This is a genomic window from Bacillus sp. FSL K6-2841 (assembly GCF_037976435.1).
GTDB lineage: Bacteria > Bacillota > Bacilli > Bacillales > Bacillaceae > Bacillus > Bacillus pumilus.
Genome location: NZ_CP150266.1, coordinates 531466 through 543909, shown reverse-complemented (window position 1 = coordinate 543909; position 12444 = coordinate 531466). Strand labels below are relative to the sequence as shown.

16 protein-coding genes are annotated in these 12444 nt (G+C 42.4%); 1 reads left to right on the top strand and 15 read right to left on the bottom strand.

Annotation, left to right across the window (positions count from 1 at the left end; translation table 11 throughout):
• Window positions 1-12: 12 nt before the first annotated feature.
• Complete coding sequence (locus MHH68_RS02640) at window positions 13-990, bottom strand: thiamine pyrophosphate-dependent dehydrogenase E1 component subunit alpha (protein WP_339165001.1); 978 nt, start codon at window positions 988-990, stop codon at window positions 13-15.
• A gap of 193 nt (window positions 991-1183) precedes the next feature.
• On the bottom strand, window positions 1184-1657 hold the full coding sequence (locus MHH68_RS02635) for a SprT family protein (protein WP_180309521.1): 474 nt from the start codon (window positions 1655-1657) through the stop codon (window positions 1184-1186).
• A gap of 99 nt (window positions 1658-1756) precedes the next feature.
• Between MHH68_RS02635 and cmpA the strand changes: the two genes are divergently transcribed.
• The gene (gene cmpA / locus MHH68_RS02630; RefSeq protein ID WP_012009003.1) at window positions 1757-1891 is read left to right on the top strand and encodes a cortex morphogenetic protein CmpA; all 135 of its coding nucleotides are present in this window, start codon (window positions 1757-1759) and stop codon (window positions 1889-1891) included.
• A 20-nt stretch (window positions 1892-1911) separates the two neighbouring features.
• On the opposite strand, the gene MHH68_RS02625 is transcribed toward cmpA, so the two are convergent.
• From MHH68_RS02625 to MHH68_RS02565, 13 genes are all read right to left on the bottom strand, one after another.
• Window positions 1912-4071: a Tex family protein gene (locus MHH68_RS02625; RefSeq protein WP_339164998.1), complete on the bottom strand. Its 2160-nt coding sequence runs from the start codon at window positions 4069-4071 to the stop codon at window positions 1912-1914.
• Window positions 4072-4147: 76 nt separating this feature from the next.
• The gene (locus tag MHH68_RS02620; RefSeq protein ID WP_003214034.1) at window positions 4148-4747 is read right to left on the bottom strand and encodes a PP2C family serine/threonine-protein phosphatase; all 600 of its coding nucleotides are present in this window, start codon (window positions 4745-4747) and stop codon (window positions 4148-4150) included.
• Complete coding sequence (gene sigB / locus MHH68_RS02615; protein ID WP_339164996.1) at window positions 4747-5535, bottom strand: RNA polymerase sigma factor SigB; 789 nt, start codon at window positions 5533-5535, stop codon at window positions 4747-4749. Before sigB ends, MHH68_RS02620 begins: the two co-directional genes overlap by 1 nt.
• Window positions 5501-5989, bottom strand: coding sequence for an anti-sigma B factor RsbW (gene rsbW / locus MHH68_RS02610; RefSeq protein WP_061406834.1), 489 nt, complete (start codon window positions 5987-5989; stop codon window positions 5501-5503). The genes sigB and rsbW overlap by 35 nt, the downstream gene beginning before the upstream one ends.
• Window positions 5986-6315: an anti-sigma factor antagonist gene (locus tag MHH68_RS02605; protein WP_061406832.1), complete on the bottom strand. Its 330-nt coding sequence runs from the start codon at window positions 6313-6315 to the stop codon at window positions 5986-5988. The genes rsbW and MHH68_RS02605 overlap by 4 nt, the downstream gene beginning before the upstream one ends.
• Window positions 6316-6374: 59 nt before the next feature.
• Window positions 6375-7382, bottom strand: a complete 1008-nt coding sequence (locus tag MHH68_RS02600; RefSeq protein ID WP_061406830.1) for a PP2C family protein-serine/threonine phosphatase — start codon at window positions 7380-7382, stop codon at window positions 6375-6377.
• 10 nt (window positions 7383-7392) lie between these two features.
• Window positions 7393-7794, bottom strand: coding sequence for an anti-sigma regulatory factor (locus MHH68_RS02595; RefSeq protein ID WP_003214085.1), 402 nt, complete (start codon window positions 7792-7794; stop codon window positions 7393-7395).
• A 2-nt stretch (window positions 7795-7796) separates the two neighbouring features.
• Window positions 7797-8165: an RsbT antagonist protein RsbS gene (rsbS, locus tag MHH68_RS02590; RefSeq protein WP_003214235.1), complete on the bottom strand. Its 369-nt coding sequence runs from the start codon at window positions 8163-8165 to the stop codon at window positions 7797-7799.
• Window positions 8125-9000, bottom strand: coding sequence for an RsbT co-antagonist protein RsbRA (locus MHH68_RS02585; RefSeq protein WP_061406828.1), 876 nt, complete (start codon window positions 8998-9000; stop codon window positions 8125-8127). Before MHH68_RS02585 ends, rsbS begins: the two co-directional genes overlap by 41 nt.
• Window positions 9001-9114: 114 nt before the next feature.
• Window positions 9115-9465, bottom strand: coding sequence for a type II toxin-antitoxin system endoribonuclease NdoA (gene ndoA / locus MHH68_RS02580; protein WP_003214169.1), 351 nt, complete (start codon window positions 9463-9465; stop codon window positions 9115-9117).
• A 4-nt stretch (window positions 9466-9469) separates the two neighbouring features.
• A complete protein-coding gene (locus MHH68_RS02575) occupies window positions 9470-9751 on the bottom strand; it encodes a hypothetical protein (protein WP_012008995.1) in 282 nt (93 codons plus the stop codon).
• A 292-nt stretch (window positions 9752-10043) separates the two neighbouring features.
• The gene (gene alr, locus MHH68_RS02570) at window positions 10044-11225 is read right to left on the bottom strand and encodes an alanine racemase (RefSeq protein ID WP_339164992.1); all 1182 of its coding nucleotides are present in this window, start codon (window positions 11223-11225) and stop codon (window positions 10044-10046) included.
• Window positions 11226-11360: 135 nt separating this feature from the next.
• Window positions 11361-12377, bottom strand: coding sequence for an outer membrane lipoprotein carrier protein LolA (locus tag MHH68_RS02565; protein WP_144463289.1), 1017 nt, complete (start codon window positions 12375-12377; stop codon window positions 11361-11363).
• Window positions 12378-12444: the final 67 nt, after the last annotated feature.

Here is a 12444-nt window from a genome sequence, read left to right as displayed (position 1 = left end):
CCCCTTTCTGATTTATTGATACGAAACATATACGTCGGTCAATAATTCGGATTGATCTGGATATTCACTTTTTTCACTAAATCTAACGGCTTCATCTATCGCTTCTGCTACAGCCGTTTCAATACTTGATATCTCATGATCTGTTAGCAGCTGCTGCTTTAATAATTCTTTTTTAAAAAGAGTAATGGCATCTTTTTCTTCTTGATGTTCGGTTTTTTCTTGATTGGTTTTGTAGCGCTGGGCGTCTCCTTCAAAATGACCATAATTCCGATATGTCATGCATTCAATCAATGTCGGACCTTCTCCATTTTTTGCTCGTTCTATCGCTTGTTCTGCTGCTTGATAAACGGCTGTCACATCTTTTCCATCTACTTGAATACCCGGAATACCATAACTGGCAGCTCGATCCACAATCGATTTGCAGCTTGAAGCATAGGAAAATGGCGTCGCTTCCCCGTAACCATTGTTTTCTGCGATGAAAATGACTGGCAGTTTCCAGATGGCGGCGAGATTGATTCCTTCGTGAAAAGTCCCTTGATTGTTAGCACCATCCCCGAAAAAGCAAACGCTTACATTATCTGTCTTTTTATATTTAGCTGTAAGGGCTGCCCCGCACGCAAGTGGAAAGCCGCCTCCCACAATTCCGTTGGCACCGAGCATTCCTTTATCAAAATCTGCAATGTGCATAGATCCACCTTTTCCTTTACAAAGACCTGTGGCTTTTCCATAGATTTCTGCCATCATTCCTTTAAGATCACAGCCCTTAGCGATACAATGACCGTGGCCGCGGTGGGTACTTGTAATACTGTCTTGTTCATTCAGATGAGCACAGACTCCTACAGCAACAGCTTCTTCACCAGCATAAAGATGGACAAAACCTGGCAAGATCCCTTTTGTAAAAAGCGTGTGTACTTGATCTTCAAATTGGCGGATTTCCTGCATTTTTTGATACATCCAAACGGCTTTTTCTTTTGTGAGTGCCATTTTCATGATAAAACCTCCTATCTTTTTTGCTTGCACTTCTATACAAGCAAAAAACGTGCCAACATCACGGCGCTTAAAAGCTTAGGCTTTGAGCGATTCACATCGATCAAAAAAGAGACAAAATGAGACTTGCGTCTCTATTTGTCTCAATATGTCTACTTCGTCTCACAAAAAAAAGCATCCCATAAAGGAATGCTTATCACTCTGAACCGATTGTACGCTGCCATTTTAATTTTCCTTTGCAGACACCGCACACATAACGAGAGGTATCAACTCGCCTTTTCCTGATAAAATATTGTCCGCATCCTGTGCAGACATATTCTTGCCGCTTCTGTACACGCCGTTTATTTTGTAAGGTCTTGAGCGGTGTACAAAAACGCGGGGCTCCTACTTGTTTTAATAACTCTTTAAAGGAGCGGTCACGATGCTGATAGCCTTTTCCCTCAAGATGCAGATGATAATGACACAGCTCATGCTTAATGATTCCGATTAATTCTTCTCGTCCATGTTCCTCTAGGTATCGGCGGTTTAGCTCGATATTGTGTGTTCCAAGTAAATACCGCCCGCCTGTCGTTTTGAGACGGTCATTAAAAACAGCCTGATGGCGGAATGCCTTCCCAAAGAACTGCTCAGAAATATGTTCTGTTAACTGCTGTAACTCGCTCTCCTTCAATCAAGATCGTTCCTTTCTATAAAAACCTCGAACGGGACAATTTCCCCTTTGCATACATTGAAGGTACACCCACTGTTTCGATCAAAGGAGGAATGGGCGATGCCCAACTGGCTGAAAAATCAGATGCAGAAGGCTTTTTTCGAAAAAAATCATTACCAAATCAAGTTGCTGAATCAATGCTGGTACTTCTACAGAAAAAAACATTCAGTCGCATCAAGGCACACCCCATCCTGAGGTGCGCCTCGTTTTTTGTTTTACTCTGGTTTCAGCATGGAGAGGGCAACGCGGCCTTTTGTCTGGTCAACGGAGTCCACCCATACAGTCACAATGTCACCAACTGATACAACGTCAAGCGGATGCTTCACAAAACGGTTGCTGAGCTTAGAAATATGGACAAGCCCGTCCTGCTTGACACCAATATCAACGAATGCGCCGAAGTCTACGACGTTTCTTACCGTTCCTTGCAGTTCCATTCCTTGCTTCAAGTCCTCCAATTTCAACACATCTGTTTTCAAAAGAGGTTTTGGTACTTCATCGCGAGGATCACGCTCAGGTCTTGTCAGCTGATCGATGATGTCCTGAAGTGTAATGATCCCAATATCAAGCTGCTCTGCTGCTTCATCCAGCTGAACCTCTGCGATTTTCTCCTTTAACTGCTCTGTGCCAAGATCATCTGGCGTCATCTTGATCATGCGTAAGAACTGTTTTGTTTCTTTATAGCTCTCAGGGTGAATGCCTGTCCGATCAAGTGGATCTTGTCCATCTGCGATGCGCAGGAAACCGATACACTGCTCATAAGTCTTAGCACCAAGTCTTGGAATGTCCTTTAGCTCTTTTCTGCTTGTAAATCTTCCAATCTCTTCGCGGCGCTTGATGATATTCCCTGCGACAGCTTTTGAAAGACCTGACACATATTGCAGCAGCGCCTGTGAGGCTGTATTGACGTTCACACCGACTTGGTTGACGACCGTCTCCACTACGAAGGTTAACGAGCTGTTTAATTGCTTTTGGCTCACGTCATGCTGGTATTGGCCTACTCCGACAGACTTCGGATCAATTTTCACAAGCTCTGCTAAAGGATCTTGTAATCTTCGAGCAATGGATATAGCACTTCGTTCTTCGACTTGCAAGTCTGGAAACTCTTCTCGCGCCAGTGCAGACGCAGAGTATACACTTGCTCCTGCTTCATTCACAATCAAATAGGAGACCGGCTGATCCAGCTCTTTAATGAGGTCTGCAATGAACTGTTCAGTCTCTCTTGAGGCTGTTCCGTTTCCAATCGCAATGACTTCAATGTTTGATGATTGAATGATCTCTTTCACTTTTTGTTTCGCTTCCGATTTTTTCTGCACAGGCGGGTGCGGGTAAATGACGCCGATATGATGGACTTTTCCTGTATCATCTACGACTGCTAACTTACAGCCTGTACGAAATGCAGGGTCGACTCCAAGTACACGCTTCCCTTTCATTGGCGGCTGAAGCAGTAGTTTTCTTAAGTTTTCAGCAAAAATATGAATCGCTTGTTCTTCTGCTTTTTCTGTCAGCTCTTTGCGTATTTCTCGTTCGATGGAAGGCTGGATAAGACGTTTATACGCATCGTCAATTGCCGCTTCGATAAACGGTCTTGCCGTCGTCTGTTTGCCTTTTATGACTTGTTTGTCGAGATAGAAACGAATATTTTCAGCAGGCGGCTCGATGGCTGCCTTTAAGATGCCTTCTTTCTCTCCACGATTAACCGCTAATATACGATGAGGCACTATCTTTTTGATGGGCTCTTGATAATCGTAATACATTTCATAGACATTTTTCTCATCGCTTTCGATGTCTTTTCCTGATGTGATTAGGCTGCCCTTTTGGTACGTTTCGCTGCGAATCCATTTCCGCATATCAGGATCATCTGCCAGCTGTTCAGCAATGATGTGCTGTGCGCCTTCAAGTGCCTCTTCTACACTTGTTACTTCCTTTTCTTCATTGATAAAAGAAGCGGCCTTCTTCTCGATCTCATCGCTTGGCAGTGTGAGTATATAATCCGCCAGCGGCTCGAGTCCTTTTGCTTTGGCTACATTTGCTTTTGTTTTACGTTTTTGTTTGAATGGCCGGTATAAATCTTCGACCTCTTGCAGTTTATGAGCCTGTTCAATTTTTTGTTTTAATTCATCCGTTAGTTTGTCTTGTTCTGCGATTAACCGGATGACTTCTTCTTTTCGGTTCATGACATTTTGGATATATGTATAGCGCTCTGAAATGGTTTGAATTTGCACCTCATCCAGTGAGCCTGTCTGCTCTTTCCGGTAACGGGCAATAAACGGGACGGTGTTGCCATCCTCTAAGAGCTTGATGACACTTTCAATTTGTTTTGTTGAAAGCTTTAATTCTGTTGCAATTTGTTTCAATAAAAAGTCAGATGTCTTCATACTTTGCATCCTCTCACTGTGTCTTCTCTTTTAGTGTATCAAAAAAACCGGTAAAACAGAAAAAAGGTCAGCTATTTTACGTGAGCTGACCAAGTACATAGGTGAGATCGTCCTTCTTGTCTTGTGTGTATGTTTCAAGCTGTTTGGCAATGTCTGCAACTGAATGGCTATGCTTTAAACACATTCTCATGTTTGGCACATTCAGTCCGTCTGAATACATAATGAATGTCGATCCTTTTTCGTAGGAATAGGTATATGTTTTATATTTTCTAGGTTTCCCTGATAAGTATCCTGATGTCGGAAGTGGATAAATATAGTCGCCAGAAGGGGCATTCAAGATGAACCGAATATTACCAACCGAACAATAGGTAAATTGCTGCTGGGAAAAATTCACCTTTAATATGGCTACAGTGGCTCCGCGTTTATTTTTCATCGCCTGATTGCATCTGTCAATGAGTGTCGTCATATCCTCATGTCCATATTCTTCGACAATTTCGCTGACTAAAGAAGATGATTCATTGGCGAACTGACCGCTGCCTAATCCGTCTGCCACAGCACAAATTAGTTCTTCATCATCTGCTTTAATAAAAAAACTGTCCCCGCAGCATGATTTCCCTTCTTTATTCGATTGATAGATAATGGCATTCACATGCTCATGCTGTTCAATCTGCTTCATTACCCTAGCTCCATAGACGCATCTTCTGATAATGCATCTCGTAGCTTCTTAACTGCCTTCCGTTGCAGTCTTGATACATGCATTTGGGATATCCCGAGTAAATCGCCTGTTTCTTTTTGACTCTTATTTTGCAAATAAGTCAAATTGATAATCTCTTTTTCTCGATCTGTCAGAACATGAAGCACACTCTCAAGCATCATTTTTTGGTTGACACGTTCGTAGCCCTCTTCCTGTGAGCCGACAACGTCTAAAATGGTGACTGTACTTCCTTCAGAATCCGCCTCTACGCCTTGGTCGACAGACAGTGCTTGGTAGCTTTTGCCCATCTCCATGGTTTCCAGTACTTCTTCCTCTGTCACATCTAGGTATTCTGCAATTTCTTGGACTTTAGGTGACTTTTGCGTCTCTGTTGTTAGATGATCAACGGCCATCTTGATTCTTGGTCCGAGTTCTTTGATTCGCCTTGGTACATGGACACTCCACGTTTTATCCCGTAAAAAGCGTTTGATTTCCCCGATAATAGTTGGAATAGCAAAGGCTTCAAATGATTTACCGACGAGCGGATCGTACCGCTTAATGGCGCCAAGTAAACCAATCATTCCAACTTGTCTGAGGTCCTCATGAAAGCTTTTTCCTTTTGAATATTTTTTTGCCAGCACATCGACCAAGTTTGAATAGCATTCGACCAGCGTGAGCTGCGCCTGCTCATCTTGATTGGATTGATAGCTTTGGATAAGGCGATCCACTTCATCTTTAGTTAGTTTCATAGTTTTGGATGGTTGTGTCATGGTCAACTCGCTCCCTGTTTAAAAACTTTGTCATCGCAACGGTAACTCCGGAGTTTGCTTGCACCTCGACTTCATCCATCAATGTTTGCATTAAGTATAAACCAAGACCTCCTTCTGCCAATTGATCCACCGTATGAGCAGTTGTATACGGTCCGAGGTCTTCCTGCTTTTGTTTAAAGTCAAAGCTACCGCCTTTGTCAGCGACAATGATTTCTAGACGATCTTCGTAGACAAGAAAGCGAACAGCTACCTCTCCATCTTCACCGTCTTTTCCTTTATAGGCATGCTGAACTGCATTTGTACAAGCCTCACTGACGGCAATTTTTAAGTCTTCAATCTCTTCGTAGACATAGCCCATTCGGCTCGCTACGCCTGAAAGAGTCAGGCGAATGATGCCTACATATTCTGGTTTTGCCGGTATTTTCATCTCGATTAGATCTACTGATTCGTTCATTGTACCCCACCCTCTGTCTTTGCAGAAATGTCAATGATGTCCTTTAATCCAGTAATTTCAAACAACCTTACAAGCCGATCTGACAAGTTCTCAAGCTTTAGTGTTCCACCTGCTTTTTGAGCTGCTTTAAACAACCCAACAAATACACCTAATCCTGTACTATCCATATACGTAACATCCTTCAAACAGATCTCTAGATGCTCTCCCGCCTCGGCTTTAGGCATGAGTGTTTCTCTTAGCTGAGGAGCAGAGTACACATCGATTTCTCCACTGACACTAATTTTCGTTTTTTGATCTATTTGATGCTCTTTTACAGACATATTCATTATGCATTCACCTCGAAATTCTTGTTTCCTTGAATTTTATATACCCGTCTATGCACTTTCTAAACCTTCCTTTTGAGGACAAGTAACGTAAAATCATCATGCAGCTGAAAATCTTGCAGCTTGAGTAAGCTGTCATAGATGGCATCCACCATTTCCTGAGCTGAATAGGATAGGTTCTCTGATATCAGCGCTTTGATATCCTCGCGCTCTAAGAAGCCGTCCTCCGATTTGGATTCTGTGACACCATCAGAGAATAAAATCACCATATCCCCTACGTCCAAATGCTTCTCATACTGCTTATAATCAAAATCTGGTGCAATTCCAAGCACAAGCCCTTTTGCATCTAAATCGTAAAATTGATTCTCTTTATTACAATAGAAAAAGCCCGGCTCATGACCAGCCGATGCATATTTAAATTCATGTGTTTCTTTATTATAGCTGCCATAAAGCATGGTGATAAACATACTTGGGTCTACGTTTTGCTCGACAACACGATTAAGGGTCTTTAGCACTTTAGTTGGGCCGCTCCCTGACTCTGGCAAGGAATCCATCGCATATTTAATCATCGACATACAAAGCGCAGCCGGGATTCCCTTTCCAATGACATCTGCGATCGCGATATTAATCGTATCGTGATCAGTCACAAAGTGGTAATAATCTCCACTCATCTGTTTTGCCGGTACACTGATCGCCCCAATATCGAACGTATCTCCTTCTGGAATTTTCGTCTCCAGAAGGGTTTGCTGAACATTGGCAGCAATTTCAATTTCGGATTTAATTTCTTGCTGGATGCCTCTAAGTGTTAAATGTTCCTGATAGGCAAGTCCGTACCCAATCATGACTTCAATTAAGAAGTCTAGTGAATGAAAAACATCTTTCGGCAAATCAGGGTAAAGCTCCTGAATCACTTTTCGGTGAACACTCACTATTTCTTCAGGAGGTATTTGATGCTCAATGGTTTTACGGCTAAATTTTTGAGCTTGATAAAGCGATGTTTCAGTTAAATCACTGATATAACGACTGAGCAGCTGATGGTACCGCTGCTCCATTACCTCCTTAAAATCCATGGTTTCCCTCCTAGCGAAGCCACTTAACAGCTTGTATCTCCGTTCCTTGTTCTGGTGCAGAATCTAATTTAAATTCATCCATCAATCTTCTGACGCCCGGCAAGCCTGCTCCGAGGCCGCCTGATGTAGAAAATCCGTCTTCCATCACTTTACGTATATCCATGATGCCAGGCCCCTCATCGGCTGCGATGACTTTGAGTCCACGCTTTCCGCGCTCCATCACTTCTTCTATACAGATCTGACCTTTACCAGCGTATAAATAGATGTTTCGAGCTAATTCTGAAATGGCCGTCGTAATTCTTGCTTGGTCAACTGTTCCAAAACCAAGTTCTTTTGCAACATTGCGCCCCAATTGTCTTGCTGCGACTATATCCCATTCCGTCAATATCTTTACACAGGATTGGTCTTTCATATCTATTCCCCCAATTCCCGCTTCAGTGTCTCAAGCCCTTGTTCAAGATCTAGTGCTGTCTGAATTTCTTCCAGCGATATACCAAGTTCAATGAGCGTCACAGCGACTGCCGGCTGTATTCCTGTTAATACAACTTTTGCCCCCATGAGCTTGGACATGGTGATCACATCGCCTAATACCTTTGCGATAAATGAATCAATCATATCGACGGATGTTAAGTCAATGACAACACCGTTTGCTCCTGTTTCATGAATTTTATTCAGTAAGTCTTCTTGAAAGTGAAGAGCTGTTTGATCATCAAGCTCCCACTGTATTGAAATCAGAAGACAGTTATATAGTTTTAAGATTGGAATCTTCGGGTGATTTCTCACTTGGTAATCCCTCCAATGAAACAATTTTTCGATTTGTCATTTCCAAAGCAGTTTGAATTCCTTTTTGAAGGGTATTCTTTGTTGTAACCTGAGATAAATCAATTCCAAGGTTCACAATGGTTTGGGCTATTTCTGGGCGAATACCGACAAGTAAACACTTCGCTCCTACTAATCTCACAGCCTCTGACGCTTGAATAATATGGTGGGCCACCATTGTGTCCACGACAGGTACACCCGTGATATCAATTAAGACGACCTGTGAGCGATGTTTGACGACACCATTGAGCAGGTTCTCCATAATTTTTTTCGCACGATCTGTGTCAATTGTTCCAACAAGCGGCATGACGGTGATGTGCTCAAATACAGGGATCAGCGGGGCAGAAAGTTCCTGCAGCGCAATTTTTTGAAGGCTGACGGTTTTTTCCCATGAGATGGAATACTGGTTTAAGATCTCGTTATGAATGGGTGTGATGAATCGATCGATTTGCCAGATGAGGTCATGACTTTCTTCTTTTGTATCTTTGTCATCGTTCATTTTTTCATATAAATGTGTACGGATTTCCGTTAGGCCGTTTGCCAGTAACTTAAGTGATATACCCATTTGAACAATTTTTAAAGCAAGAGTTTGCACTTTTTCTTCAAACTCCTCATTATACCCCTCTGAAAGAGATGTAATGATGAGTTGAACATACTCCGAACAGATGGTTTCATACATTTTGTCGTTCAGCATCATGTCCGTTTCTTTTTCTCCGAGTCGTTTTAAAATGTCCGTCCACTCTTTTTCTAATTCCTTTTGATGCTTTCTTGCAAAAGCTAACACGATATGATTCGACATGTTTTACCCCCTACTTACATTTAAAGCAATTCTTTAGTCTTTCTTCATTATAACGTTAATAAAAATTGAACACAAAAAAAGTTGCTCCCAATAGAGCAACCAAGTCTCACCATATTAAAAATCAATAAGAGCCAAACTAACTTGTAAGGCTTCATCAACCTTCTCCATCATCTCATCATCAAGATGTGTGATTTTATCTGTCAATCTTTGTTTATCGATTGTACGAATTTGTTCCAAAAGAATGACAGAATCTCGTTCAAAGCCGTACCGCTTTGCATTAATTTCGACGTGAGTCGGTAATTTCGCTTTTTGTATTTGGGCTGTTATGGCTGCAACGATAGCAGTCGGGCTGAAGCGATTTCCAATGTCATTTTGAATCACCAATACCGGGCGAACCCCGCCCTGCTCGGAGCCAACAACAGGAGATAAATCAGCAAAGTAAACATCACCGCGTTTAACAATCAAATGTTTAACCCCCGCTGACTAATCGCTCAACTGTATTCTCAGCCTCAAACTCTGCGTATTGTGCTTCTGAAGAGATATTCAGATTAATTTTCGCCATCTCCATGTAGCCGCGTCTCATCGATTCACGATTTTGTCGAATATTACGTTCACGAATATACGTTTTTGTCGCTCGGTAGATCAATTCATTTCTTGTTACCTTATCCTGCTCTGCTACTCGTTCGATCTCAGACATTAAAGTCTCCGGCAGTCGAATCTTCATTTCGTTTGTTGCGCTGGATTCAGACAAAAAACATACACCTCCACAAAACTTACGGATACCGTATCGATCCATTCCAAGACTAATCATACCATTATTCAATGCACAAGCAAAGCTGTTTTTTCATGATTTCTTATTAGAACATGAAGCGGCTCGCCACCCGTAAATCAAGATGATAATGGAGTTCCTCCTTCCCATTATACGCCTTTTTCCGAAAATCATACGGTATTTCCAAAATCTCTAAAAAAGGGAGAATGTTTACCCTACTTTTGTCGAATAAAAAAGAACGAAGTCAGTTTGACTATCGTTCTTTTGAATGTGTTTATAAAAAACTTGGCCCGCCTTGGAGGAGCGGGTTCCGTACATGCACTCTTTTGCCGTCTTCTATATATACTCTTGGAACACGGTGGCCAATCGAGCAAGTGACTTCATAGTTAATGGTTTCAAGCCTTTTGGCGATTTCATCGACTGGTATCATGTCTTCTCCTTGCTTACCAATTAAAACGACCGGCTCCCCTACTGGAAGCTTGTCTTTCAGTTCAACCATGAATTGATCCATACAAACCCTTCCGGCGATCTTCCGGCGCTTTCCGCCAACAAGTACTTCCGTTCCTGCCAGCTTCCGGATCCATCCATCTGCATAGCCAACTGGAACCGTGCCGATCCACGTATCTTGATTGGCTGTATACGTTGCCCCGTAGCTGACACTCTCACCCTTTTGAATGTGCTTCACATGGGCAAGTTTTGTATGAAGAGACATAGCTTCTTCGAGCTTGAAAGGCAGTTCATCCTTGATTTCTTCTGACGGCGACAGCCCGTACATACTGATGCCGAAGCGAACCATATTAAACAAGACGTCTTTAAACCTTAGACCTGCTGCACTGTTGGCGCAATGAACGAGCAGCTTGTCCGTATGAAGCGGCTCAAGCAGTGTTTGAAAGGTGTCGACCTGCCGATCAAAGTAGGCCTCATCCTTTTCATCTGCTGTCGCAAAGTGAGTAAATACGCCTTCCAGCTGTAAATAAGAGTGCTCGCTGACAAGCTTTTTCACTTCGTTCACTTGCTCAATCGTTTTCACACCTAATCTGTTCATTCCGCTGTCTATTTTCAAATGAAATCGTATAGGCTGTCCCATCTGCCCTTTCATCATGTTGGTGACGTCTCTCAGCCAATCGATGGAGTATGCAGTCATGATGACATTGTATCGAACGGCGACTTTGACATATTCCGGCGGTACAGCGCCGAGTACCAGTATTGGTGCTTTGATGCCTTTATTTCTTAAAGAAACGGCCTCATCTAAAAAGGCGACGGCTAATACGTCTGCTCCTGCTTTGAGAGCAGCTCTTGCCACTTCTATATCTCCATGTCCATATGCATTGGCTTTCACCACAGCCATTAGTTGAACACTTTGACCGATATGATCTTTCATATGTGAAACATTATGCTTGATTGCTGATAAATTAATTTCTGCCCATGTGGCTCTATAAAAGGCATTTGTGTCCATCCGTCACACTTCCCTATTGAATGATTCAATCCCCTCATATGATACTAAAAATCAGGAATAAAGTGAAACAAATCAAAGAAAATCAGCCCTTGTATAGGGCTGATGTTTCATTTCTAAGGCTCTCGCCTGAGGTATTTATTTAGCTGATTGGCCTTCTACACTCTTTGCAACCATCAAGAGCTCTTCCTTCGATAGATCACTTGAAGAAATCAAGTAGTCCACTCCGTCAGATGTCCATGAAAGGGATTGATCTGTGAGAACCCCAACTGTCATGCCAAGGTCGACTGGCTCGCCGTTCATTGTCACAGGCGTAGATGCTTCAGCGACTCTCGCTTTTTCCTGAATGAGTGTGAAGGATTTCTTTCCGCCATACGTCATCACATAACGCTTCCCGGCATCTGTCATCATTTCTTTCTCTTCCATCTTTTTCACACCCTCTGGCATGTCAACTGGTGTTTTCACCGCAAAGCTGTCAGATGGGTCTGCACTTGTGGCAACATCCATTTGAGAGAGTGTCATGTTTTTCTTCTCATCAAATGCATCTTTGTCGAAGGATTTATTGAATTCAAAGTGAGAGAATTCCACTTTCACCATTGGCTTTTTGTCGCTATCCAGCACTTTCACACTGGCAGGCGCCATTGTTTTTTTATGAAAGATAATCTCTTGGGTAGGCAGCATTTGGTTGTGCTGATAATTGGTTTTGGTTTCGAACACATACTTTGAATCTTTCGCTTTGAACTGAGCGGCACTGTCATTCTTAATATCCTTCACGAGTGACTCAAATAAGTAGACCTGACTGCTATTATTTGGCCAATCACTGTGGAAACGGAAGCTCTTGTTCAATGAAGGTGTCAGCACAAACACACCATTGCCATTTCTTAAAATGACTTGACTCTGATCCTTTTTCGGATTTTCTAAATAGACACGGTAAAGTTCCGGCTTCTTGTACCAAATTTCTACCTGATACTCCTGCGGGTCATTTCCTGTCTCAATGGTCATTTTTGCTTTGGCTTTGTATGATGTCATTTCCTCTGCCTTTTTGTTTAAATCTCCAACGATATCCTTCTGAGATTTTTGACCGCATGCGGAGAGAATCAGTACAAAAAGGATTCCCGTTACAAGCAAAACAAAGCTTTTTCTCACCCTTTTCAACCCCTTCGTTAATTGTGTTAAAAGGAAGAAACCGCTTGTTTGACTTTAACAGTACGCCTCAAGAGTT

Coding starts and splice junctions, on each gene's coding strand:
- MHH68_RS02595 (WP_003214085.1), bottom strand. CDS start 7,794: ATGAAAGACCAATCCTGTGTAAAGATATTGACGGAATGGGATATAGTC.
- alr (WP_339164992.1), bottom strand. CDS start 11,225: ATGGACACAAATGCCTTTTATAGAGCCACATGGGCAGAAATTAATTTA.
- MHH68_RS02625 (WP_339164998.1), bottom strand. CDS start 4,071: ATGAAGACATCTGACTTTTTATTGAAACAAATTGCAACAGAATTAAAG.
- MHH68_RS02620 (WP_003214034.1), bottom strand. CDS start 4,747: ATGAAGCAGATTGAACAGCATGAGCATGTGAATGCCATTATCTATCAA.
- cmpA (WP_012009003.1), top strand. CDS start 1,757: ATGCCCAACTGGCTGAAAAATCAGATGCAGAAGGCTTTTTTCGAAAAA.
- MHH68_RS02600 (WP_061406830.1), bottom strand. CDS start 7,382: ATGGATTTTAAGGAGGTAATGGAGCAGCGGTACCATCAGCTGCTCAGT.
- rsbW (WP_061406834.1), bottom strand. CDS start 5,989: ATGAACGAATCAGTAGATCTAATCGAGATGAAAATACCGGCAAAACCA.
- sigB (WP_339164996.1), bottom strand. CDS start 5,535: ATGACACAACCATCCAAAACTATGAAACTAACTAAAGATGAAGTGGAT.
- MHH68_RS02585 (WP_061406828.1), bottom strand. CDS start 9,000: ATGTCGAATCATATCGTGTTAGCTTTTGCAAGAAAGCATCAAAAGGAA.
- MHH68_RS02605 (WP_061406832.1), bottom strand. CDS start 6,315: ATGAATATGTCTGTAAAAGAGCATCAAATAGATCAAAAAACGAAAATT.
- MHH68_RS02640 (WP_339165001.1), bottom strand. CDS start 990: ATGAAAATGGCACTCACAAAAGAAAAAGCCGTTTGGATGTATCAAAAA.